The 22284-nt window shown below is 64.2% G+C and carries 23 protein-coding genes; 11 read left to right on the top strand and 12 right to left on the bottom strand.

Translation table 11 applies throughout. The features are described from left to right. Positions 1-956: 956 nt before the first annotated feature. Positions 957-1235, bottom strand: a complete 279-nt coding sequence (locus F1643_RS04250) for a hypothetical protein (RefSeq protein WP_194911020.1) — start codon at positions 1233-1235, stop codon at positions 957-959. Between the two features lie 312 nt (positions 1236-1547). On the opposite strand from F1643_RS04250, the gene F1643_RS04245 reads away from it, so the two are divergent. Then, complete coding sequence (locus tag F1643_RS04245; protein WP_194911018.1) at positions 1548-1931, top strand: response regulator; 384 nt, start codon at positions 1548-1550, stop codon at positions 1929-1931. A gap of 147 nt (positions 1932-2078) precedes the next feature. Next, the gene (locus F1643_RS04240) at positions 2079-2483 is read left to right on the top strand and encodes a MucR family transcriptional regulator (protein WP_194911016.1); all 405 of its coding nucleotides are present in this window, start codon (positions 2079-2081) and stop codon (positions 2481-2483) included. Positions 2484-2601: 118 nt separating this feature from the next. Here the strand turns inward: F1643_RS04240 and F1643_RS04235 are convergent, their stop codons facing one another. Together F1643_RS04235 and F1643_RS04230 are read right to left on the bottom strand one after the other, a co-directional pair. Then, the gene (locus tag F1643_RS04235) at positions 2602-3756 is read right to left on the bottom strand and encodes a hypothetical protein (protein ID WP_194911014.1); all 1155 of its coding nucleotides are present in this window, start codon (positions 3754-3756) and stop codon (positions 2602-2604) included. Between the two features lie 561 nt (positions 3757-4317). Beyond that, positions 4318-4848, bottom strand: coding sequence for a hypothetical protein (locus F1643_RS04230; RefSeq protein WP_247896609.1), 531 nt, complete (start codon positions 4846-4848; stop codon positions 4318-4320). A gap of 157 nt (positions 4849-5005) precedes the next feature. Here F1643_RS04230 and F1643_RS04225 point away from each other — a divergent pair, with 157 nt between their 5' ends. Continuing rightward, positions 5006-5284, top strand: coding sequence for a transcriptional regulator (locus F1643_RS04225; RefSeq protein WP_137106385.1), 279 nt, complete (start codon positions 5006-5008; stop codon positions 5282-5284). Here the strand turns inward: F1643_RS04225 and F1643_RS04220 are convergent. Then, the gene (locus tag F1643_RS04220) at positions 5277-5726 is read right to left on the bottom strand and encodes a helix-turn-helix domain-containing protein (protein WP_247896610.1); all 450 of its coding nucleotides are present in this window, start codon (positions 5724-5726) and stop codon (positions 5277-5279) included. The genes F1643_RS04225 and F1643_RS04220 overlap by 8 nt on opposite strands. Positions 5727-5881: 155 nt before the next feature. On the opposite strand from F1643_RS04220, the gene F1643_RS04215 reads away from it, so the two are divergent. Beyond that, positions 5882-6109 (top strand): helix-turn-helix domain-containing protein, encoded by a 228-nt coding sequence (locus tag F1643_RS04215; protein ID WP_137106387.1) that lies wholly within the window; start codon positions 5882-5884, stop codon positions 6107-6109. A gap of 113 nt (positions 6110-6222) precedes the next feature. Here the strand turns inward: F1643_RS04215 and F1643_RS22180 are convergent, their stop codons facing one another. Further along, positions 6223-8568, bottom strand: a complete 2346-nt coding sequence (locus F1643_RS22180; protein WP_255542383.1) for a methyl-accepting chemotaxis protein — start codon at positions 8566-8568, stop codon at positions 6223-6225. Between the two features lie 634 nt (positions 8569-9202). Then, positions 9203-9580 (bottom strand): hypothetical protein, encoded by a 378-nt coding sequence (locus tag F1643_RS04205; protein ID WP_137106388.1) that lies wholly within the window; start codon positions 9578-9580, stop codon positions 9203-9205. A gap of 154 nt (positions 9581-9734) precedes the next feature. On the opposite strand from F1643_RS04205, the gene F1643_RS04200 reads away from it, so the two are divergent. Further along, positions 9735-9962, top strand: a complete 228-nt coding sequence (locus tag F1643_RS04200) for a helix-turn-helix domain-containing protein (RefSeq protein WP_194911012.1) — start codon at positions 9735-9737, stop codon at positions 9960-9962. 545 nt (positions 9963-10507) lie between these two features. Here F1643_RS04200 and F1643_RS04190 read toward each other — a convergent pair. Next, positions 10508-10753, bottom strand: coding sequence for a transcriptional regulator (locus tag F1643_RS04190; protein WP_370540459.1), 246 nt, complete (start codon positions 10751-10753; stop codon positions 10508-10510). A 253-nt stretch (positions 10754-11006) separates the two neighbouring features. Between F1643_RS04190 and F1643_RS04185 the strand changes: the two genes are divergently transcribed. Both F1643_RS04185 and F1643_RS04180 read left to right on the top strand, forming a co-directional pair. Beyond that, positions 11007-11759, top strand: a complete 753-nt coding sequence (locus tag F1643_RS04185; protein WP_137106389.1) for an SDR family oxidoreductase — start codon at positions 11007-11009, stop codon at positions 11757-11759. Between the two features lie 82 nt (positions 11760-11841). Further along, positions 11842-12288, top strand: coding sequence for a carboxymuconolactone decarboxylase family protein (locus F1643_RS04180; RefSeq protein WP_137106390.1), 447 nt, complete (start codon positions 11842-11844; stop codon positions 12286-12288). A 194-nt stretch (positions 12289-12482) separates the two neighbouring features. Here the strand turns inward: F1643_RS04180 and metB are convergent, their stop codons facing one another. Next, positions 12483-13664, bottom strand: a complete 1182-nt coding sequence (gene metB, locus F1643_RS04175) for a cystathionine gamma-synthase (RefSeq protein ID WP_194911010.1) — start codon at positions 13662-13664, stop codon at positions 12483-12485. Positions 13665-13735: 71 nt separating this feature from the next. Next, complete coding sequence (gene ccoN, locus F1643_RS04170; protein WP_247896693.1) at positions 13736-15145, bottom strand: cytochrome-c oxidase, cbb3-type subunit I; 1410 nt, start codon at positions 15143-15145, stop codon at positions 13736-13738. 365 nt (positions 15146-15510) lie between these two features. Here ccoN and F1643_RS04165 point away from each other — a divergent pair, with 365 nt between their 5' ends. Next, a complete protein-coding gene (locus F1643_RS04165) occupies positions 15511-16392 on the top strand; it encodes a LysR family transcriptional regulator (RefSeq protein ID WP_194911008.1) in 882 nt (293 codons plus the stop codon). Between the two features lie 355 nt (positions 16393-16747). Here F1643_RS04165 and F1643_RS04160 read toward each other — a convergent pair whose 3' ends face one another. The 3 genes from F1643_RS04160 to nirK all read right to left on the bottom strand — a co-directional run bounded on the left by F1643_RS04160 (position 16748) and on the right by nirK (position 19154). After that, positions 16748-17293: a hemerythrin domain-containing protein gene (locus F1643_RS04160; RefSeq protein WP_137106393.1), complete on the bottom strand. Its 546-nt coding sequence runs from the start codon at positions 17291-17293 to the stop codon at positions 16748-16750. A gap of 23 nt (positions 17294-17316) precedes the next feature. After that, a complete protein-coding gene (locus tag F1643_RS04155; protein ID WP_194911006.1) occupies positions 17317-17943 on the bottom strand; it encodes a hypothetical protein in 627 nt (208 codons plus the stop codon). Positions 17944-18089: 146 nt separating this feature from the next. After that, complete coding sequence (gene nirK, locus F1643_RS04150; protein ID WP_109069057.1) at positions 18090-19154, bottom strand: copper-containing nitrite reductase; 1065 nt, start codon at positions 19152-19154, stop codon at positions 18090-18092. A 496-nt stretch (positions 19155-19650) separates the two neighbouring features. On the opposite strand from nirK, the gene F1643_RS04145 reads away from it, so the two are divergent. Genes F1643_RS04145 through F1643_RS04135 form a run of 3 tightly spaced genes read left to right on the top strand, consistent with a single transcriptional unit; the run spans position 19651 to position 22283 of the window. Beyond that, a complete protein-coding gene (locus tag F1643_RS04145) occupies positions 19651-20103 on the top strand; it encodes a c-type cytochrome (protein ID WP_109069058.1) in 453 nt (150 codons plus the stop codon). 15 nt (positions 20104-20118) lie between these two features. Beyond that, positions 20119-21468, top strand: a complete 1350-nt coding sequence (locus tag F1643_RS04140) for a cbb3-type cytochrome c oxidase subunit I (RefSeq protein WP_109069059.1) — start codon at positions 20119-20121, stop codon at positions 21466-21468. Between the two features lie 5 nt (positions 21469-21473). Continuing rightward, complete coding sequence (locus tag F1643_RS04135; RefSeq protein ID WP_109069060.1) at positions 21474-22283, top strand: CbbQ/NirQ/NorQ/GpvN family protein; 810 nt, start codon at positions 21474-21476, stop codon at positions 22281-22283. Position 22284: the final 1 nt, after the last annotated feature.

Genomic DNA, 22284 nt, shown 5'->3' with positions numbered 1-22284 from the left:
CGTCGGTCGGGCGTTTGGCCATCACGCTCACAATGAGCGCGTGCAGCGAGTCCAGTTCATTGCGGCTGAACTCTTCCATGTTGTGCTCCATTTGGTCCGTCTGGAGCCAGGCGACGCCAAACAGGCAGACTGCCGACAACAACGACAGGCCGATCCCGATCAGGGCCATAAACTGCCGTTGCAAGGACATTGAGGCAAATGGCGCTTTCCGAATCATTCTGATGGGCTCAAACAACAATCTTTACAGGTGACGGAGAATGGGTTGAAAACCCCAAACTCCATGCAAACATACCCCATATACACCACGAGTCAACAATGCGAATCACGCGATCAAAGATTCACTGCGGAGGTGATGAATATTTGTTAACTATGAAGTTATGCTTCGTTGGTTAAGAGATTTAAACTCATCTTCACTGTTGCTTCCGCACCACCAAGGTAATTTACTCTATCCCTTTCGAATGACGGTTCGTCCTTGGCGACACACATCGGAAGTTGAGCGGCGGCTTTGGCTTTGATGATGGTGCGCTAACTGGAGTTGATGGGTGGAAGCGGGCGCTCCGGTCTGGCGCCCTGTGAAGTTGAAAAGGAGCCCGGTTTCCATGAGCGTAAGATTGTGTTGCGGCGTTTGCAGGACTGGCCGGATTGGACAAACTCAACCGCGCCGGCTTTCCGAAAGCCTCTTGGCTTGGATCAAGCCACCAAGGCAACGTCCTCTGCTTGAGCGTGGCAGCGCGCTTTCGGCTTCGACGAGCGGAATGCTGTCGACTGGTTTGAGCAGATGCCGGGGATTGAACCAGCACCCCCACTCCAGGGCGGCGGGCGGCGGGGTCCAAGGAGCCTTCTGCCCAGCCCGGAGCCGGCGCCCCGATCCGCCGTGCAGCGGCAGAGGCGCCCGCACGGAGGAAGCCTTAAGGGGTCAACGGAGACAGGAAATGGAAAGGCCGGGCGACGGGCGGTCAGCCGCGCTTCTGCCCGGACGTTTCCAGCGGCGCAGCGGGCGTGTCTTCCGGCTGATCGACCAGCATGACGCCGAGGCCGCGGGCCGACGACAGAAAGATGACGCCATGCTCCTCCAACGCCTTGCGCACGGCGTCGCGCGTCGTGTCCCGAACTTCAAGGCGGTCCGATTCAAGCCGCTTTAGGGCGGTCAAAGCGACCAGAGCCGTGTCCGCCAGCGTTTCCTGCGTCCAGCCGAGGAGTGCCCGCGCCGCCCGTATTTGCCTGGGTGTGATCATCGATGATCACATTCCCGAAGCGCGCGTCCGGCGCCACAAAGACGACTATTATAGTCGCATTGCAATGCCGATGGGGATACACTCCCGAGCCGCAATGGTCCACCGCCTTTTCCCGACCACAGAGCGGTGATGGACGGACCACATGCCCGCCCCGCCACCGGCATCGCCCAGCCTCACGTGGCGGCAAACGCCTGGGAAGGAGCCGACAACGGTATGGAAGACACGGTCGGCCTGGATCGAAGAGAAGCGGTGATCGTCGGCGCGCGGCCGGTACGAACCGGCACATCCCGAGGGGCAATGAGGACATCAGCCATGACCAAGGACACGCCCATCCACGTCCTCATCGCAGAGGACGACGTTCTGGTCGCCTGGGCGCTGCGCGCCATCCTGGAGGAAGCTGGCTACCACGTCACGCTCGCCCACGACGGCGTGCAGGCGCTCGCACTCCAGGCCCAGGGCCCCGTCGACGTGCTGATGACCGATTTCCAGATGCCCCGCCTCGACGGACGGGAACTGATCCGGCGGTTACGGGCAGCGCGCCCCGCGCTGCCGGTGGTCATGATGACCGGCGCTCCGGACGACACTGCCCTCGACGAACTGCGCGACGCAACGGAAGCCGGCATCGTCATCCTGGCCAAACCGGTGAGTCCCCCGCCAGTCATCGCGGCCATCCAGACCGTGCTTGGCTTTTCGTGACAGCGCTCAAGCACGTGTGTGGAAGCGGTCCTTGTGCCCGGCCACGTAACGAAAGGATCAAAAAGCCATTCTTGAAATATGGATTTTGACCGGCCAACAACAGCCGCATACAATAGTATGCAACGTCAACGCCGAGTGCTCTGTGTCATGACCGATGTTCTCAAGCAGGCTACCAGGATTGTGGCCGCCTATGTCCGAAACCACCGTGTCGGTGTCGAGCAGGTGCCGCCGCTGATCGCGGCCGTGCGCCGGGCCCTGACGACCCTTGGCACGCCCGCGGAACCGCCTAACCCCGTACGGGAGCCAGCGGTGCCGATCCGCCGCTCGGTGACTCCCGACCACATCGTCTGTCTCGAAGACGGCCGGAGGCTGAAGATGCTGAAGCGCTATCTGCGAACCGTCTATGGCCTGTCGCCGGAGGAGTACCGGGCGCGCTGGAAACTGCCGGACAACTACCCGATGACTGCTCCAAACCACGCGGCGTCCTGCTCCGCGCTCGCCAAGGCGCGGGGACTCGGTCGAACCGGACGGAGATTACGGAACGCACCATAGAGGGCGGCGCCCGCTTGTCGGATCTCCGTCTCCGGCTTGGGCTGCACAGCCCTATCGGGCACTCCCTGTCTCAGAAGCGTTGTCGGCGATCGCTCGACGTCGTCATGGTGCCGGACAATCAAAACGCTGACTTCTGCTCCCGTCGCCGGTCCAGAGCGACATCGAACTGGCGTAGCAGGCGGCTCAACGTCTCGAAATCGACGTGGCGGGACGGCAAGTTCTTCATGCAACGATTGTCAAGATGCACCACGCTGATCAGCGCCGACACGCAATAGCCCAGAAGCCAGTAATGCGCATGGATTGTGCGCAAAAACTCGCGGAACAGTGACGGGGACCCATTCATCAGCGCCTTGAAGCTCTTCTCGTACTCGCCCAAAATGTGGCGGATATCCAGCAGAGTGGCGTTGAGCATATGCCCCACCCGGTCAATGTGCATCAGCAAATGCTCATCGTAGGGACGGTGCATTTTCAAGTCAGCCGGCACGCATTCCCGGGATCTCAACCATGTGATGATGGTGCGGACCCGCGGAGCGATGCGGCGGAGTTGGTATTCATAGAAAGTGATCCCCTTCCAGGCGCTGAAGATTGCGTCGGCTTCGGAGTGATCGATGCCGAAGGCCGATACGAAATGCCCGGCCTCTTCCATGTCGGGATTCCAGATGGCGTCGAGAAACCGACCAACGATCGCCTCGCTGCCGATACCATCGTTGACGGCCTTGCGCACGATTGGCTCCACTCGCCGGCTGATCAGCCGACGCAACTGGGCTTCCTCCTCTGCGGCAATCTGCCAATAACGTTGATCGAGCCGAATTTTCTTCGCTTCGAAGTAAGTCTTCAGCAGAAAGGCATCCAGAGATGGAATGTTGTCGATCAGGGACAGAAGGCTAAGGTCGTTATGGACACTTTCCTGTTCCACCGCTTCGGGACCGAAGTGCTCCTCCAATAGAACGGTGCTGTTGCGGGACCTCAGATAGATGGCGACCCCACCGGTCTCCCATTGACGGCCGTCATGGGGGATGTAAATGCCGGTTTCGACCGGACGCTTGCTGAGCGCGTTCCCAGCGTCGCAATTCAGGAAATCGTGCCCGTCGCCCTGGCTTTCGTCGAAATTCGGGTACTTGAACAGGATGACATGGTTCAGAGCATGCGTCCGGAAGAGATGGGCCTCTTCCGGCAGGCTTTGGGTAATGGACAGCAGGTTCAGCGATACGCTGGAACCTCCGTATAAGATTTGCTCCAGGATCGGTGAGATTGCTTCAAAGTGACGTCGCATACGCACAAGGCTCCTCTTTCGCACTCGCCAGAGGGCACAGGCTTTCGCTCGGGATGGGCAAGTTGCTCATCCGTTTGTTTCCGTCAAAGCGGACAGCACCCGCCTTTGACAGAAAGAAAAATGATGTTCACTTTCTATCCGAACAGAAACCATCAAGAGCGCTGACGATTTCATTGGGAATTTAATTTTCTCTATAAAGATCTTTATGCCCTCCCTCGTCGCGAGTTGCCAGATCCATTTGCAAACATTGAACATCAACAACCGTTAATATACATTTTACTGCCAAGCGGTAGCGGGTGGTCATTTTGACGCAGTGGCATCGCACACGAAAAATGTTCTTTGCGTTCCGTGCGTTATCTTGATTGCACAGTTCGGGCTGCGCCTTTGGGCGATCATGGTGACGGCAACCGCCGATCCGACCAGCGCGGCAACGAGGCTTCCTCTGTTCACCGTCAAATGATCCCGACTTGTGCGCTCGGACATGATTCCTGTGTTTGCGGAGCTTGGCGGTGCTCTCTTGGCAGTCACCCACCCAAAGCATGGAAAGAGGCACGAGCCACGCTAGGCTTCCTTTACGGTCAGCGCGGTCAGGTCGGCGAGAACGCCGCGGATGAAGTCCCAGGGATAGCCGTCGGCGTCCGGCTCCAACTCGCTCCATTCGGTCGCGATGGCGAGCTTGGCGATGACGCCGAGGAGCGAGTGTGCCGGCGTGCGGGACGCGGTCTTGAGCAACTCGTCCACCCGCCGGTCCGCGGCGGCCTCCCGCTCCACGGCGCTGGTGAGGCCGACCGCCGCCGCCTCGGCGTCCCAGCGCGCCTGTGCGGCGGCGAGGTCACGCTTCAGTCGCCGGCGCAGGGAGCGGGTGGCCGGCGCCGTCCCCAGCACCCGGTCGATCTGGCGGGCTTCCGTGGCGACAACCGAGGGGCACCCTGGGTCGTCGAGGGGGATTTCGACACGGGGAAAGCCGATCGTCTCGGCTAATTCCCGTTCCAGGCGCTGGGCCTCGCGGCACAGCCGCTGCGAGGAGGCGAAGGTCTCCCGCCAATCCTGCCAGAGCAGGATGAGCGGGTCGGCGTCCTGACTCTCTCTCAAAGTGGAGGTCAGTAGACGAGCAGCGGCAACGATGCTCCCTTTCCGGGATGCGTGGCTTATCTTTGGCGTTCGCGTCCTTGGAGACACGTCACCTCCTTTGCGGCTTTCGCCGCAACTGATATAATGCAAAATGACATTGATAATGACACCATAAAAAATGACTGATGCCAAGAATAATGTCATTTCTCCGGCACAATGTCGTGCGGGACGGGCCCTGGTGCGGATGAACCAGCAGAACCTCGCGAAGGCGGCGGAGGTTTCGACGAAGACCGTGGCCGACTTCGAGCGGGAAATTGAGCGCCAACTCAACGTCCGGACCCTTCGTGCTCTTCGCGCGGCGTTGGAGGCTGCCGGTGTGGAATTCATCCCAGAGAACGGCGGCGGCGAAGGGGTTCGGTTCAAGAAGGATCGGCCGCAGGAGACGGACGTCATTTGATCATGCCCTCGACCGCGCCCACGGTCGCCTTGACCAAATCGAAGATCCCCCGGCGTACGTGTGGGTCCTTGATCCGGTAGTAGCACTTGGCCAATTCCAGCGTCTCCCGCCGCCCCATCGGTGGTGATTCAGTATCAGGCGGTTCGGAGGCACGGAGCGCCGTGTCCGGCATGTCATCGAAGAAGAAACTGACCGGCACGTCGAGCACCTCCGCCAACTGCCAGAGCCGAGACGCTGCGATGCCGTTGGTGCCGTGCTCGTATTTCTGGATCTGCTGAAACGTCAGGCCGAGCCTTCGCCCCAGTTCGGTCTGCGACAGGCCAAGCAGCGTGCGGCGCAGCCGCAGCCGGCTGCCCACGTGCGTGTCCACCATGTCCAGCCCGCTCCCGGCCTTGGGCCGGCGACCACGCCCCTGGTGCTTCGCCCCCGATACGACGTCCACGAAGTCTCCTCCTGCCTCAGGCCTTTCCCTGCGGGGTGAGCGTTCGGCATTTCTCGCGCTCCGGATGTGCAGCATGGACCGTAGCGCACCTGCTCCTAACGAAATGTTACTCATAGTCTGTAGACCGATAGGCTGCACGCCGGCTAGCTGCCCGGATGGATATCCGCCAGCAGGTCGGGCTCAACGTTCAGCGGATCAGGCGCACGCGCGGCTGGTCGCAGGAGGAGCTTGCCTTCGAGTCGGGCCTGCACCGCACCTACATCAGCGGCATCGAGCGCGGCGCCCGCAACCCGACCGTCACGGTGCTGAAGGAACTCGCCGACGCGCTGGGCGTGTCGCCGGGAGTGCTTCTGGACAGCCAGCACCTCCCGCCATCCGGCTGAATGGGTGGACCAGGAAGGCCCTGGCGCCCGATTCGGCCCGGCGTTGGCCGACCGTTCCGATCGGCGATGAGTGGGGCCGGTTCTGCAAGCGCCGCACCGGCCCCACTCCAAGTTCAAGCCACTGCGCCGAGGGACAGGGTGTCGAGCGGCTGAAGCCCATGGGTCAGGCGCTCGATCACACCCGTGAAGGCGGGAGCCGACGAATCGGCCTCGGCGAACTCGACGTGAACGGCGTCACCATAAAGGCTGCGAACCTCAAACCCGATCTGCACGCCATGCCGGTCCAGGCGCAAGGACCCGCGATCCGCTGCGCCGAGGCCGGTCAACCCGGTGATCATGGCGCCACCAACCGACAGGTTCACAATCCGCCCGGACTGCGTCTGACTGCCGACCGTCACGGTGCAGGGCTCGTCCACCCGATAGCGCGGCTGCCGACGCCGGTCCGCTTCGCTGGTTGACGTGCGAACGACGCGGACGAGGACGTGCCGAAGCTCCTCGATGCTGCTGGCGACCGCGCCCGATCCGTCACGCAGGTGCTGCGCCTGCCCGCCCGTGTGCTCAGCCTCCTGGGACACCACGGCGATGCGGGCCGACACCTCCTGCGCCGCGTTCGAGGTTTCGACGACGTTGCGGCTGATCTCCTGGGTTGCTGCCGCCTGCTCCTCCATGGCCGCCGCGATGGCGCTGGAGATCCGATCGATCTCGCCGATGGTGGCGCCGATCTCATCCACCGCCGTCACCGCCGTCGCCGTCGCTCCCTGAATCTCCGCGATCTGGCGAGTGATCTCCCCGGTCGAGCGCGCCGTCTGATTGGCAAGATTTTTCACCTCCTGCGCCACGACGGCGAAACCCTTGCCGGCCTCCCCGGCGCGCGCCGCCTCGATGGTGGCGTTCAACGCCAGCAAATTGGTCTGCGCGGCGATATCGCTGATCAATTTCACCACTTCGTCGATGCGCCCCACCGTGTCGGACAGCGACCGGATCGTCCCCTGGGTCTGCTGTCCAGTCTCCACCGCCCGCCGGGTGACGGCACCGGCCTGGGCGATCTGCCCGGAGATCTCGTGGATCGACGCCGCCAGCTGCTCCGTTGCCGCGGCCACGGTCTGGGCGTTCGCCAGCGCTTGCCCGGCGGCCCCGGCGACGCTCTGTGCGTTGATGCTCACCCGGTCGGCCGAGTCGGCCATGCCGTCGGCGTCCCGGGCCATCGCACCGGTGTACCGCGCCACCTGCTCCACGGCTCGGCCCGCCTCGCGTTCGATCGTCTCGGCCATGCGCCGCATCGCCTCCGCCTTGCGCGCCTCGGCTTCGGCACGGGCGTGCTCCTGCGCCGCGCGGAGCCGCTGTGCTTCGACCATGCTGTCGCGAAAGACAACCACGGCGCGCGCCATGGCGCCGATCTCGTCCCGCTGCTCCAGCGCCGGGATCGCGGTGTCAGTGTTGCCACCCGCCAGACTCCGCATGACGCCGGTGAGCCGGATGACCGGCGTCGCGATGATGCGATACAGCGCCACGTTGATCCCGGCGACCAGGGCGATCAGCGCGGCGATGGCGATCAAGGTGCGCCGGACGGCGTCGTCGGTGGTCACGACCGCATGCTCGGCCAGTTCGGCGGAACGAGCTTGAGCGGCGTCGGCGATGGCAGTCAGGCGATCCTGCATGGCCAAGCGCAACGGACGAGCCTCGCCGAACCAGATGCGGTCGTTCACCTGCCGTGAACGGATCATTTCGGCCAGCGCCCCGGTGAACACGGCGTGCGCGGCGACGGCGTCACGAAACTTCGGACCGGTCGCGGCCAGCCGTTCAAGTTCGGCAACCGGAGCGCGCAACGCCTCCTCCGCCCGCGCGATATTCGCGGCGTCACCATCCGCACCGGTCACCAGGAAAGCCGCTGCCGCATCGAAGGCAGCCTTCATCCCCCGTTCATAGACACGAATGGCGCTGCCCTGCGGGCTGTTGGCCTCCGTCGTGCCAACCGCGGCTGCGACCTCCCGGTCAAGAACCGCCCGCGCTGTCCGATAGTCCTGTTCGGAGGCCTGGAGGGAACGCCGCCGAGCGGCAATACCCCGCTCCGCCAGCTCACCGTAGCGCTGCATCATCTCCCGCGCCTCGTGCAGCGTCGCCTTCCGATCGGGGTGTACGGACGCCTCGATGACCCGGTCGAGGAGCATCCGGCTCTGCTCCCGGCCCTGCACGCTCACCGTTTCGAGCCGCTTCACCTCCTCCTCGCTGCCTGCCGCCGTGATGGCGAGGTTCGTGTAGGCGACGCCCATGAAACGGGCCTGAATCTCCTGCGTGATCGACGCCACCTGCGCCGCGCGCTGCGACAGGGTCATGTCGGTGCGAACCTGGTCGAAAACCTCGTGCGTCCAATAGGCGATGCCGGCGACCAGCATCACCACCAGAATGCCGCTGCCGGAGAGCTTCGCGGCGATCGAAATGTTCCGGAAAGACGTCAGCATTGTGTTCTGTTTCCTCCTATTGTTCTGAACGCATTCATGGAGACGACTGCGCTTCGTTCTTTAGTCAGGTATCCTTTCTCGGGAGCGTCCGGCCCGGTCAGCGTTGCTTGGAGTCCCGGGAACCACCGTGCCCGTGCGCCGGGCGGAGACGTCCGGGTTGGGCAGGCGGCGAACCCCGGCTCACGCCCGATCTCAGGTCCGTTTGGGACACCGGGTCATGGCGGCCTCGTCAATGCGGAGGGATGAGGACCCCCATCGCCGGCATCGAAACGTCGGCCAGAACGTCGGCCCCGAGGATCTCAGGCGCTTGACGACCGTTTGACGCGGTCTGGATGCGACATCCCGCGTAACGGAATTCCGTCGCGATAGTCGAAACTGCATCTTAGTGGCTATTGCCATAGAAAAAGAAAATCAATGCCAAACGACATAGCGATCTTACAAAATCAAAATGCAACAAGACTTCAGCAAGTACGCCGAATTGACAATTTATTACATGGAATCGCAACGCATTAATTTGCTTGCAAAGCGAAGACTGAACCGAATTCGCTCACAAACTCCTCTGAAAACATTTTGCGCTAAGCAATTTTATTTTCAAGTCGCCTTGTCTGCGACATAAGTGCGCAACGATGGCGCCCTATTGACCTCCCATGGTTGCTTGGCTCGCCTGAGCTTTGACAGGCGTGACGAGGCGCCTCTGAAGAGAGTGCTGGCCGGAAGGCGGCACCAGCGTTTCGGAATCGAACGGCTCAGGGTTACGGGGCAGCGTGTCCTGCATGTCGTCGTCGAAGAAACTGACCGGCACGTGGAACTCCTCCGTCAACGGCCAGAGCCGGGACGCGGCGATGCCGTTGGTGCTGTGCTCATATTTTTGGATCTGCTGAAACGTCAGGCCGAGCAGCGTGCGGCGCGACCGCAGCCGGCTGTCCACGTGCGTGTCCACCATGCCCAGCCCGCTCCCGGCCTTGGACCGACGGCCGCGCCCCTGGCGCTTCGCCCCCGATACGACGTCCACGAAGTCTCCTCCTGCCTCAGGCCTTCCTGCGCGGTGAATGTTAGCCGTTTCTCGCGTTCCGGCTGTGCCGTCCCGGACCGTAGCGCGCCTGCTCCTAACAAAATGTTACTCATAGTCTGTAGACCGATAGGCTGCACGCCGGCTAGCTGCCCGGATGGATATCCGTCAGCAGGTCGGGCTCAACGTTCAGCGGATCAGGCGCACGCGCGGCTGGTCGCAAGAGGAGCTTGCCTTCGAGTCGGGTCTGCACCGCACCTACATCAGCGGCATCGAGCGCGGCGCACGCAACCCGACCGTCACGGTGCTGAAGGAACTCGCCGACGCGCTGGGCGTGCCGCCGGGAGTGCTTCTGGACACCCATCACCTCCTGCCATCCGGCTGAATGGGTGGAACAGGAAGGCCCTGGCGCCCGATTCGGCCCGACGTTGGCCGACCGTTCCGATCGGCGATGAGGGGGGCCGGTTCTGCAAGCGCCGCACCGGCCCCACTCCAAGTTCAAGCCACTGCGCCGAGGGACAGGGTGTCGAGCGGCTGAAGCCATGGGTCAGGCGCTCGATCACACCCGTGAAGGCGGGAGCCGACGAATCGGCCTCAGCGAACTCGACGTGAACGGCGTCACCATAAAGGCTGCGAACCTCAAACCCGATCTGCACGCCATGCCGGTCCAGGCGCAAGGAACCGTGATCAGCGGCGCCGAGGCCGGTCAGCCCGGTGATCATGGCACCGCCAACCGACAGGCTCACGACCTGCCCGGACTGCGTCTGACCGCCGACCGTCACGGTGCAGGGCTCGTCCACCGCCGTCACCGCCGTCACCGTCGCTCCCTGAATCTCGGCGATCTGGCGGGTGATCTCCCCGGTCGAGCGCGCCGTCTGATTGGCAAGATTTTTTCACCTCCTGCGCCACGACGGCGAAACCCTTTCCGGCCTACCCGCCGCTGTCGCCGATGGCCTTGCGAACCGCGTTGATGTGGCTGGTGATGGTCGATTCCGAGACGATCCGTCCGTTCCACACCGCCTCCAGCGAATCGTCCTTGCTGACGACGCGGTCGTGGTGGCGGACGAGATGCAGCAGCAGGTCGAAGACCTGCGGGCCAACGCCCACGACCTGTCCGCGCAGGGTCAGTTCCCGGCGCTCCTGATCGAGCACACACTCTCCGAAACGGAACGGCAAGGCCCCCACCTCCCTGGACCGAGCGCCATCGCCTCCCTGTCCGGGGCAACGGGCGAACGATGCGCCCTTGATAGCACGGCGGCGCGTGGACGGCTGCACCGTTCGCGTCGAGGCGCGCCGTACGGCTTCTTGGACGGAAGTTCAAGCATTCTTGGAGGGCCATTCAAGCCCGCCGCAAGGACTTCCCCGGCGTGCGCAGGCACTCTCCCTTCCATCGACGGCGCTGGTATGCGTCGAGAAGCGGAGAGCCCCCATGAAGATCGTCGTTATCGGAGGCACCGGCCTCATCGGATCGAAGCTGGTGCAGACCCTCCGCGAGCGCGGCCACGATGCGCTCGCAGCCTCGCCAAAAACGGGCGTGAACACCATCACCCGCGAGGGCTTGGCCCAGGCGATCGACGGAGCCGCCGTTGTCGTCGACGTGGCGAACGCGCCGGTCTGGGAGGACAAGGCCGTCCTCGACTTCTTCGAGACCTCGGGCCGCAACCTGCTCGACGCCGAAGCGGCCGCCGGTGTCCGCCACCACCTCGCCCTCTCGATCGTCGGCAGCGAACGGCTTCCCGACAACGGGTACTTCCGAGCAAAAGTCGCCCAGGAAAGCCTCATCAAGGCGTCGGGCATTCCCCACACCATCCTGCGTGCCACGCAGTTTTTCGAATTCGTCGGCGGGATCGCGCAGTCGGCCACCGTCGGCGGGGAGATCCGCCTGTCGCCGGCGCTGATCCAGCCGGTCGCCTCCGACGACGTGGTGGCGGCCCTCGCGGAGGTCGCGCTCGCGTCGCCGGTCAACGGCACGCTCGAAGTCGCCGGTCCGGAGGCGATCCCGCTCGACGAACTGGTCCGGCGCTTCCTGCAGGCGACAAAGGACACGCGCAAGGTCGTGCCGGACATCCACGCGCGCTACTTCGGCGACGTTCTCAACGATCAATCGCTGACCCCCGGCCGGAACCCCTGCCTCGGCACCACCCGGTTCGAGGACTGGCTCGGCCGGCAAACCGCGCGCTGAGGGGCGTCGAAGACGCCCGGCTGCGGCCATGGGCCGGCGCTGTGGGAACCGCAATCAATTGTTGATAGGAAAGGCAAAGGACATGGCACGCTTGGCTTGGTACGAGGTTGCGCCCGACGGCGCGAAGGCTCTCTTCGGCGTCCACCATTACGTCACGAAGCGCACCAACCTGCCCGAGGAACTCATCCACCTCGTGTTCCTCAGGGTCTCGCAGATCAACGGCTGCGCTCACTGCATCGATCTGCACAGCCGCGACCTCCGGAAGACCATGTCGATCGACAAGGTCACGCTGGCGCCGGTGTGGGAGGAGGTCCCGCACCTGTTCTCCGACACGGAGCGCGCGGCCTTGGCCTGGGCCGAAGAGGTGACCCGCGTCAGCGAAACCCACGCGTCCGACGCCGCCTACGCGGCGGCATCGGCGGCGTTCGAGCCGAAGGATCTGGTCGATCTCACCATCGCCATCGCGGCGATGAATGCCTTCAACCGGCTGGGTGCCCCCTTCCGTCTCCCGGTGGCCGCCAAGGCCTGAGCCGATGCGGATGGGAGTGGTGGCGACGCCGGAACCCGCCGCAACCAGCACGTCTCTGTGGCGCAGCGACGGGTGATCCATGTTCAGAGGGTCGCCGCGCTGCGCGATATGATCGGCCTCGCGTAGTTCATGGCGCCTCCCGCCAGCCCTTCGGCATCGTCGACTCATGTATGGCGCGACACCTGACGGAACCCTTACACGGAATTGCGACCAAGCAGCGGAGCGACCGTTCTCAGGGCATGGTCCAAATCCATGAGCAAGTCTCGTTCCCCTTCCAATCCGATGGACAAGCGCAACAGGCTGTCGTCAATGCCCGCTGCGCGCCGCGCCTCGATCCCCATGCTCGCGTGCGTCATCGTCGCCGGATGAGCGACGAGGCTTTCGATGCCGCCAAGGGACTCGGCGAGCGTGAACACTTTCACCGCCTCCACGAAACGGCGTGCGCCGTCCGCTCCGCCTTTGATGTTGAAGCTCAGCATGGCGCCGTAGCCACGCTGCTGGCGCTCCGCGATGGCGTGGCCGGGGTGAGACGGCAGGCCTGGATAATGCACGGTCTCCACGCACGGATGACGATCGAGAAAATCGGCCATCGCAAAAGCAGTGCGCTGCTGGTGCTCCAGCCGTGGGAACAGCGTTCTCAAGCCACGCAACGTCAGGTACGCGTCGAAGGGCGACCCTGTGAGGCCCATCGCGTTCGCCCAATCCTTGAGGTGGTTCAGATCCCGCGTGTCCGCGGCGATGACGGCTCCCCCCACGACGTCGGAATGGCCGTTGAGGTACTTGGTCGTTGAATGGATGACGAAGTCGGCCCCGAGCGCCAGCGGCTGCTGGAGCGCGGGCGAAAGGAAGGTGTTGTCGACGGCGATCTTTGCTCCCGCCGCTTTGCCTTGCTCGGCCAGCTTCGCGATGTCGGTGATGCGCATCAGCGGATTGCTTGGGGTTTCGATCAGGATGAGGGCCGGGCCGTGTCGAAGAGCCTCGGCGAAACCTGCCGCCTCGTTCAGATTGACGAACGCCACGTCGAAATGCCCCTTCGCCGCTCGCATCGAAAGCAGGCGATGGGTTCCGCCGTAGCAATCGTGAGGAGCGACTACCAGGTCGCCAGGGTCAAGCGTCGCCAGCAGCAGGCTGACAGCGGCCATGCCGGTGGCCGTGACCACCGCACCGGCGCCACCCTCCAATTGGGCTAGGGTATCGGCGAGCAGATCGCGCGTCGGGTTGGCCGTTCGCGAATAGTCGTATGGTCCGGGCTTCTCAAAGCCGGGAAACCGGTAGGTGGTCGACAGGTGGATCGGCGGCGTCACCGCGCCGTACTGCGCGTCGCTCCCAATGCCGTTGGCGGCGGCGATCGTCTGCGGGGATTTTCCATTGTCCATGCTCGGCATCCTTTGCTGCGTGCTGCGGTCCGGCTGTTCGACCGCTCCCGGCCCGCCCCGATGGCGCCGCGTCAGCGCGCCGCCGCCCGAAGGTTCGCGGCGCGGCTTGTCCGTCCGGGCTCGCTCGCCACATCGCCCCGCATGGTGCGCGCCAGGTTGTAGACCATCATGAGCGCGCCCGCGAGAAACAGGGCGCCGCCGGCTGCGCGGATGACGTGGAAGGGGTGCGTGGCCGTGACCGTCTCGACGAACGAATATTGGAGAAAGCCAAGGGTGTCGTAGGCGCGCCACATCAGACCCTGCATGATGCCCGACACCCACATGGCGGCGATGTAGAGCAGAATGCCCACGCTCGCCGTCCAGAAATGCAGGCTGACCAGCCCCACGGAGTAAAGGCGCTTCCGCCCCCAGAGCCGCGGGACGAGGTGGTAGAGGGAGCCGAACACCATGAAGGCCACCCAGCCGAGCGCGCCGGAATGCACATGGCCGACTGTCCAGTCGGTGTAGTGCGACAGGGCGTTCACCGGCTTGATGGCCATCAGCGGACCCTCGAAGGTCGACATGCCGTAGAAGGCCACCGACGTCACGAGGAAGCGCAGGACCGGGTCGGTGCGCAGCTTGTCCCAGGCACCCGACAGGGTCATGATGCCGTTGATCATGCCGCCCCAGGACGGCATCCAAAGCATGATCGAAAAGGTCATGCCCAGCGTCTGCGCCCAGTCCGGCAGGGCCGTGTAGTGCAGATGATGCGGACCGGCCCAGATGTAGATGAACACCAGCGACCAGAAATGCACGATCGACAGGCGGTACGAATAGACCGGCCGCTCCGCCTGTTTCGGCACGAAATAATACATCATGCCGACGACACCGGCGGTCAGGAAGAAGCCGACGATGTTGTGCCCGAACCACCACTGCACCATCGCGTCCTGCACACCGGACAGCAACGGGTAGCTCTTCGCTCCGGTGAAGGAGACGGGCACGGCCAGATTGTTCAGCGTGTGCACCATGCCGACGACGATGACGAAGGACAGGTAGAACCACAGGGCCACATAGATGTGCCTCTCCCGCCGCTGCAGGATCGTCCGGACCAGGATCGTCGCGTAGAGCAGCCACACACCGAGCAGAAACAGGTCGGTGTACCACTCGAACTCCGCGTACTCCTTGCTCTGGGTGGCGCCCATCACGTAGCCGGACACCGCCAGGAGGACGAATATCTGATAGCACCCGAACAGCAGCTGGTGCAGGTCCCGGCTTCCCCACAGGGCGGTTCGGCAGGTCCGTTGCGCCACGAAGAAGGACGAGCCGATCAGCGCGTTCCCGGTGAAGGCATAGACGATCAGAGTGGTGTGGATCGGCCGGACGCGGCCGAAGCTCGTCCATTCCAGCCCGAGGTTGAACGTCGGAGCGACCAGCAGAAGGGCAACCCACAGGCCCATTGCCAGTCCGGCCACACACCAGAACAGGGATGCCCGGATGAACATCCGCACCGCGGCGTCTCCGGCGTCGTACGAGGCCGCGTCGCCGTCCGTCCGTCCGGCCGCGGGTATGGATAGCGTGGTGCTGATCGCGAGATCGGTCATGCGCAAGACCCTGTCGACGTCGCAAGGCGGGAACGGCCGGACGGCCGACGTCATGGCGGCCCGGTTGGCGATGGCCGGTCGGGGCCGCCCGGCGCAGGGCACGCGGACTCCAGTCCCGTTTTGAAACGGGAGGATCACAGGCGCCTTGCCCGACGGCTCGTAACACGGTTGCGCAGAGCCTAGGTCGCGCCTACACATAGCAAAAGCGAATTTATTCGATGGATTGCATCGATTTACCCGATACAATTTCCGGTGGGGGACGTCGCATGGACATGGAAACGGCCCGCACCTTCCTCGAAGCGGCCACGGCTGGAAGCTTCGTTGCGGCGGCGGAGCGGCTGCACGTCACGCAATCGACGGTCAGCACGCGCATCCGGCAATTGGAGGATCAGCTGGGTTGCCAATTGTTCGTGCGCAACAAGAACGGCGCGATGCTCACCGCGGCCGGGGTCCGGTTCCAGCGTCACGCCATCGCCATGCTCCGCCTCTGGGAGCAGGCCCGGCAGGAGGCCGCGCTTCCCATCGGGCATCGCGCCCTGCTGCGCATCGGCAGCGAGGCCGGTCTGTGGAACCGGATGCTGAACCGTTGGATTCCCTGGATGCGGCGAAATGCCGAAGACATCGCCCTGCGGTGCGAGGTCGGGTTGGCGGACGATCTGCTCCAGCGCCTTCGCGACGGGACGCTCGATCTCGCGGTCCTCTATTCGCCGCGCGCCGTGCCGGGCCTCGCGGTGCGCCTGCTGCTGGAAGAGGATTTGGTCCTTGTCAGGGTTCGCCCCGCTCCAAACGCCGGTGGCGACCACTACGTCCTCATCGACTGGAGCGACGAGTTCCAGCGCAGCATCCGTTTGCGAAATCCGGAGCTTCTGTCCACACCCGTGTCGATCGGCGTCGGCACGCTCGGGCTGGACTATGTCAGGCAATGCGGGGGAACCGGGCATTTTCCACGGAGTCTGGTCCAGCCCATGCTCGACCAGGGGGTGGGGGAAGTCGTTCCCGAAGCGCACCCGTTCAGTTTGCCCATTTACGCTGTTCACCCGGCGGAGTCTGATGCCAGCGTTCTCGAAGCCGCGTTTCAAGGCCTGCGGGCCATCCTCGGCTCTGACGAGGCGACAGGGAATTCTCACCAAGGCGCCGTCGTCCAATAGAATCCCGTTCCGACCGGCGTCGGTGCGCGGGGCTCATGGCCGCAATTGGATGCCGCTTCACCGGCAGGATTTCACGCCGTCGCGATGATGCGGCGTGAACGGTGTTCTGACAGGAAAGGAGGAATCACCGTGAAGCCCCAGCGGTCCGCACCCCGGCCCTCGTCACCCTTCGCACGCCCCGACGGGTCCTGCCTCGGTCGTCTTTCGGACGAGCAGGAGGACAAGCCCGTGCCCGCCGCGCCGGCGGAACCTGAGGACAACCCCGCCCCGCCCACCGAGCCGATGAATCCGGCCTGATGCGGTTCGGAACACCGGCGCACGTTGGCCGCGACAGAACTGCCGCTGAATGCCCGCCCTAAACCTGCGGAGATGATGCGCGTTCATCCGTGCCGCCAAGCACCTCGTCCCCATGGCGGTAAGCCCGTGCCAGGGCAACGTCCTGCGCCGGCGTGAGGACGGCATCGACGGCGCTGAGCAGCGCGGTCTCTTCCTTTTGAATGTGCAGAACAAGGCCGTCGATCAGTTGCTGCCCGAAATGGCGGAAGACCGGCCAGCTTTCCTCATCGAACCCCTCACGCAGAGCCAGGGCACACAGCCGGGCGATCCGGCGGACGAGCGGGCGCAGGGCTTCATGGTCGGTCGAGAGGTCGGCCGTCATCTCGTAAGCGCCGGCAGCGGCGATGGGCGGGAAGAGCCACTGCTCTTCCAGGAGGAAATGCCGTTCAAGGTCCTGGCCCAGCTCCTTGCCAAGGGTGGCGAGCAGACCGCGACCGTCCGCGTCGAGATGCGGGATGTCGTCCTCCCCGGTGCGTTCGAGATAGGCTTCGAACGCGTTCAGAAGGTCGATGGTCCGGTGATGATCGTCGTGCAGGAGTTGGCCGGTCTGGCTGTCGGTGTGCATGTTCGACGTCTTTTGAAAGGAGGTCACGCGTCGGGCCGGTCATTCCAGGTGGCAAGCCTGACCAGCCGAGGATCGCTGGCGTGGTCCACCAGCATGCGTCGGACCCGCTCCTGCCACAGGATGCGGAACTGTGCCGCTTCGTCCGGGGATGCCGCTTGGGACAACAGGCGCTGCAGAAGGCCGGGCATCGCCGGATCGACCGGCACGACGTCGCTGTCGAGCGTCGCCTGCACGCCCGCTCCCGTGTCCATGCGGACGAAGGCCATTGTCCCTTGAATGCCGACACCGAAGGACAGGAGGTTCCGGCGGTCGAAGCGCCCAGCGATGCCCTTGAAGCCGGTGTTTTCCGTCGCTCCGGTCAGCAGCGTGGCGACGCTTGCCATCACGCCGGCCACACCGTCGTCGGCGGCCTCGCAAACAGACACCGCGACGGCCCCACGCTCGGGCACCTGATCGGGATACAGACGCTCCAGTGACCGTACGGTCATCAGGTAAGCGCCCGCGACGGTCGGGCAGGAATGGCCGGCCAGCCGCACCGCATCGGCATAGCCATACTCAAGCAGGCCGTCCTCGGCCGCGCCGAGGAACGCGCTGAGCGGATCGAACACGACGAGCCGCGGCGCCGCATCATAGAAGGATGGAAAGGTCATGACCGGATCATCCCACGATGATGAAAGGGCCTCTTTGTCCTCGCGCAAACGGAACGGCCAAGCACCGGCGGCAAACGGGAAATGCCCAACGGAGGAAGGCAGGGTCTCACCCCCACCCTCCCCGTGCGCATCCCACCGGGGTGGGATCAGTGCTTCATCTCGCCGAGCTGCTTGCGGGAGTCGCCGCTCTTGTCGAGGATGATGCTGTCGTCCGCCTTGCCATCGACCTCCAGAATGCCGATGAGCCCCTTGGTGGCGCGGCTCAGAGCGTGGTCGACCAACGCGTACTTGCCCGGATAGTCGACCTTGAACTCCACCATCGTCGCCCCGCCCGGCGCCACCGAGACCGTCTGCACGTTTTTCAGCGGCGGCGTGTCCAGGGCACCGAGGTTGTGGACGCGATCGAAGATCTCGCCGATGACATGGAACGACGAGGTGAAGTTCGGCCCGCCGACACCGAACCAGATGCGCACGGTTTCGCCCACACTGGCCTTCAGCGGCTTGTCCTTCACCAGCCCACCCACGGCGCCGTTGAACACCAGATAGCCGGGCTTCTCGTTGACCAAGCCGTCATAGTCGTCCTCCGCAGCCGGCAGGTTCTTCGCCTTGGTGGCGTAGATTTCCTGCTGCATGACATAGAACTCCTTGTCGACCTTCGGCAGGCCGCCTTCGGGCTCCACCACAATCAGGCCGAACATGCCCTTGGCGATGTGCTGGGCGACCATCGGCGTGGCGCAATGATAGACGTACACACCCGGCGCCATCGCCTTGAACGAGAATTCCTTGGTCTGGCCCGGCTCCGCCTGGGTGATCTGTCCGCCGCCGAGGAAACCGGTGGCCGCGTGGAAATCAATGGAATGGTTCATGACCGACCCGGGCGCGTTCGTCATGGACACGTTCACCGTGTCGCCGACACGGACGCGGACCATCGGGCCGGGGACCTTGTTGTTGAACGTCCAGTAAGTGTAGGTCGTGCCGTCATCCAGCCTGGCTTCGACCTCGGTCGTGGTCAACACGACGTTGTGGGTCTTTGGCGCGCGTTTGCCCGCCGCTTCCGGCGCCGGGACCGCCGCGGGGTCCTGGACAATGTCGACCGCCGGCTCCTTGACCTTCGGCTCGGCGTACAGCGTGGTGGCCGATGCGGCGCCGATCCCCGACAGGGCGATGAGGGCGGCGGCGCTGACGGTGGCGAGGAAGGTCTTGGTTTTCATGATGCAATCCAGGGCGAGTGTTGCTTGTGAAGCCAACGTCCCAGATTTCCCGGCCCCGTTACTTGACGGTCGTCAAGAATTTTAGGTAAGGGCAACGCTCCGATCACTTCCGTTTTTATTCTGATTTTTTCGCAATTGCGAGAAGTTGCTTTCTGGAGCGAGGGGGTTGAAGGGGTGTATCGCCTGCAAAGGACTGAGAAAAACCACGAATCACAAGGCGGATGCTGATGAGGTCACCGAGCAGCTCATCGTCCGTCCCGCTGGGAGCATGGAATCGGCCCGGCACCCCTGCGACATCCCGCCGCGGCTCACGGCGTGAACAATGCCGCCGCACAGGGTTGCCGCGCCATGCAGCACCCTTCGGCTTCGAGAACCGCGTTCGAGGACACTCGGTCGTTCCATCCTATCCTTTTCCGCACTGGCCCAACGGTCCTGTTTGCGCTTCCACTGGTCCTGGACACGTAACCTAACCGTGTAACGATAACAGGGGGAGGTGATGGCCGAGCGATTCACGAAATCAGCGGCGCGCAACATCTTCTACGGCGGGTCGCTCTTCTTCTTCGTCACCTTCGTCGCCCTGACGATTCACAGCCACTACTACATCCGAACGACCAGCACGGACGAGGCCACGCTGTCCGAGAGCGTCGCACGCGGCAAGCACGTGTGGGAAAGGAACGCCTGCATCAACTGCCACTCGCTGCTTGGTGAGGGTGCCTACTTCGCCCCGGAGCTCGGCAACGTCTGGGTCCGCTACGGCGGGCGGGAGGACGCCGAAGGCGCGCGGACGGCGCTGATCGCCTGGATGCAGTCGCAGCCCAGCGGCGTCGAGGGGCGCCGCCAGATGCCGCAGTTCAACCTGACCGACGCGGAACTCAACGACCTCGTCGACTTCCTCGAATGGACCAGCCGCATCGACACGCAAGGCTGGCCACCGAACCAAGCGGGCTGAAGGGGGAGGCATGGCATGAAATACGCGACCCAACGCATCGCCTATTGGTACTTCGCCTGCGCGATGGCCCTGTTCGTCATCCAGGTGCTGGTCGGCTCGCTCGCCGGGACCGTCTATGTCCTGCCGAACTTCCTGTCCGAGATCCTGCCCTTCAACATCCTGCGCATGATCCACACCAACGCGCTGATCGTGTGGCTCCTGCTCGGCTTTTTCGGCTCGGCCTATTACCTGATCCCGGAGGAGGCGGAGCGCGACATCGAGAGCCCGGTGCTCGCCTACGCCCAATTGGCCATCCTGATGGTCGGCGCCCTGGGCGCGGTGGTCGGCTACACGCTGGGCATCCACGAGGGGCGCGAGTTCCTCGAACAGCCGCTGTGGGTGAAGATCGGCATCGTCGTCGCGGCGTTGATCTTCCTCTACAACGTTTCGCTGACCGTGATCAGAGGACGCAGGACGGCGATCACCAACGTCCTCCTGCTCGGGTTGTGGGGCATCGCGGTCTTCTTCCTGTTCGCCTTCTACAACCCGACCAACCTCGCGCTGGACAAGCTGTACTGGTGGTACGTCGTCCATCTGTGGGTCGAGGGCGTGTGGGAACTGGTGATGGCCTCGGTCCTCGCCTTCCTGGTCATCAAGATGACCGGCGTCGACCGCGAGGTCGTGGAGAAGTGGCTCTACGCCATCGTCGGGCTGGCCCTGTTCTCCGGCCTGCTGGGCACCGGGCACCATTACTACTGGATCGGCGCTCCGGGTTATTGGCAGTGGATCGGCTCGCTGTTCTCCACGCTGGAGGTCGCTCCCTTCTTCGCCATGGTCGTTTTCGCCTTCACCATGGCCTGGAAGGGGCGGCGCGACCACCCGAACAAGGCCGCCTTCCTGTGGACGCTCGGCACCCCGGTGATGGCCTTCTTCGGTGCTGGCGTGTGGGGCTTCATGCACACCCTGTCCTGGGTCAACTACTACAGCCACGGCACCCAGGTCACCGCGGCGCATGGGCATCTGGCCTTCTTCGGGGCCTACGTGATGCTGAACCTCGCGATCATCAGCTACGCCCTGCCGAGCCTGCGCGGCCGCGCGCCTTACAACCAGGTGCTCAACATGTGGAGCTTCTGGATCATGACCTCGGCCATGGCCTTCATGACCTTCACGCTGACCTTCGCGGGCGTCGTGCAGGTCCACCTGCAGCGCGTGCTGGGCATGACCTACATGGAGGTCCAGGAACAATTGGCCTTGTTCTACTGGATGCGCCTGGGGTCCGGCATCTTCGTGGTCGTCTCAGTGCTCATGTTCGTCTACGCGATGTTCGGACCGGCGCGCGGGCGGGTGCCCGCCCGCACCCAGCCCTCCGTCGCTCCGGCCGAGTGACGGCGGTGGAGGACTCCTCCCGGCAGGGGACGGCGGGCGGCGCCGTCCCCTTCTACGCCCCCACCGGCAACGAGGTGGCGTTGTTCGAGCACGCCCACCGCAACCGGCTGCCGCTGCTGCTCAAGGGCCCGACCGGCTGCGGCAAGACCCGCTTCGTCGCGCACATGGCGGCGAGGCTGGGGCGTCCGCTCCACACGGTGTCCTGCCACGACGACCTGACCGCCGCCGACCTGACCGGCCGCTACCTCCTCAAGGGCGGCGACACGGTTTGGACCGACGGCCCGCTGACCCGCTCAGTGCGCGAGGGCGCGATCTGCTACCTCGACGAGGTGGTCGAGGCGCGCAAGGACGTCACCGTGGTGCTTCACCCGCTGACCGACGACCGCCGCCTGCTGCCCCTGGAGCGCACCGGCGAACTGCTGGAGGCGCCGCCGGCGTTCATGCTGGTCGTCTCCTACAACCCCGGCTACCAGAACATCCTGAAATCGTTGAAGCCCAGCACGCGCCAGCGCTTCGTCGCCATCGAGTTCGGCTTCCCGAAGCCCGATGCCGAAACCGGGATCGTCGTCCAGGAAAGCGGGCTGCCCGCAGACCGGGTCGCTCCGCTGGTGCGGCTTGGCAATGCCCTGCGCGCTCTCAAGGGGCAGGATCTTGAGGAAGGAGTGTCGACCCGGCTGTTGGTGTATTGCGCCTCCTTGATCCGCGACGGCATGCCTCGCGACGAGGCGATCCTGGCGTCGATGATCGAGCCGCTCACCGACGACCCGGAGGTCAAGAAGGCGCTGCTTCGGGTCGCCGAACTCACGCTGGGATGAT

The organism is Azospirillum sp. INR13 (assembly GCF_015390205.1).
In the GTDB taxonomy this organism is placed as follows: domain Bacteria; phylum Pseudomonadota; class Alphaproteobacteria; order Azospirillales; family Azospirillaceae; genus Azospirillum.
The sequence above is the reverse complement of the archived record's forward strand: the minus strand, read 5'-3'. Positions and strand labels throughout refer to the sequence as shown.

Excerpts from the sequence above, each read along its gene's own strand:
- F1643_RS04250 (WP_194911020.1), bottom strand. The coding sequence starts at position 1,235 with ATGATCACACCCAGGCAAATACGGGCGGCGCGGGCACTCCTCGGCTGG.
- ccoN (WP_247896693.1), bottom strand. The coding sequence starts at position 15,145 with ATGTTCATCCGGGCATCCCTGTTCTGGTGTGTGGCCGGACTGGCAATG.
- F1643_RS04180 (WP_137106390.1), top strand. The coding sequence starts at position 11,842 with ATGGCACGCTTGGCTTGGTACGAGGTTGCGCCCGACGGCGCGAAGGCT.
- F1643_RS04185 (WP_137106389.1), top strand. The coding sequence starts at position 11,007 with ATGAAGATCGTCGTTATCGGAGGCACCGGCCTCATCGGATCGAAGCTG.
- F1643_RS04145 (WP_109069058.1), top strand. The coding sequence starts at position 19,651 with ATGGCCGAGCGATTCACGAAATCAGCGGCGCGCAACATCTTCTACGGC.
- F1643_RS04200 (WP_194911012.1), top strand. The coding sequence starts at position 9,735 with ATGGATATCCGTCAGCAGGTCGGGCTCAACGTTCAGCGGATCAGGCGC.
- F1643_RS04155 (WP_194911006.1), bottom strand. The coding sequence starts at position 17,943 with ATGACCTTTCCATCCTTCTATGATGCGGCGCCGCGGCTCGTCGTGTTC.
- F1643_RS04140 (WP_109069059.1), top strand. The coding sequence starts at position 20,119 with ATGAAATACGCGACCCAACGCATCGCCTATTGGTACTTCGCCTGCGCG.
- F1643_RS04215 (WP_137106387.1), top strand. The coding sequence starts at position 5,882 with ATGGATATCCGCCAGCAGGTCGGGCTCAACGTTCAGCGGATCAGGCGC.
- F1643_RS04240 (WP_194911016.1), top strand. The coding sequence starts at position 2,079 with ATGACCGATGTTCTCAAGCAGGCTACCAGGATTGTGGCCGCCTATGTC.
- F1643_RS04160 (WP_137106393.1), bottom strand. The coding sequence starts at position 17,293 with ATGCACACCGACAGCCAGACCGGCCAACTCCTGCACGACGATCATCAC.
- F1643_RS04225 (WP_137106385.1), top strand. The coding sequence starts at position 5,006 with ATGACTGATGCCAAGAATAATGTCATTTCTCCGGCACAATGTCGTGCG.
- metB (WP_194911010.1), bottom strand. The coding sequence starts at position 13,664 with ATGGACAATGGAAAATCCCCGCAGACGATCGCCGCCGCCAACGGCATT.
- F1643_RS04235 (WP_194911014.1), bottom strand. The coding sequence starts at position 3,756 with ATGCGACGTCACTTTGAAGCAATCTCACCGATCCTGGAGCAAATCTTA.
- F1643_RS04245 (WP_194911018.1), top strand. The coding sequence starts at position 1,548 with ATGACCAAGGACACGCCCATCCACGTCCTCATCGCAGAGGACGACGTT.
- F1643_RS22180 (WP_255542383.1), bottom strand. The coding sequence starts at position 8,568 with ATGCTGACGTCTTTCCGGAACATTTCGATCGCCGCGAAGCTCTCCGGC.
- nirK (WP_109069057.1), bottom strand. The coding sequence starts at position 19,154 with ATGAAAACCAAGACCTTCCTCGCCACCGTCAGCGCCGCCGCCCTCATC.
- F1643_RS04165 (WP_194911008.1), top strand. The coding sequence starts at position 15,511 with ATGGACATGGAAACGGCCCGCACCTTCCTCGAAGCGGCCACGGCTGGA.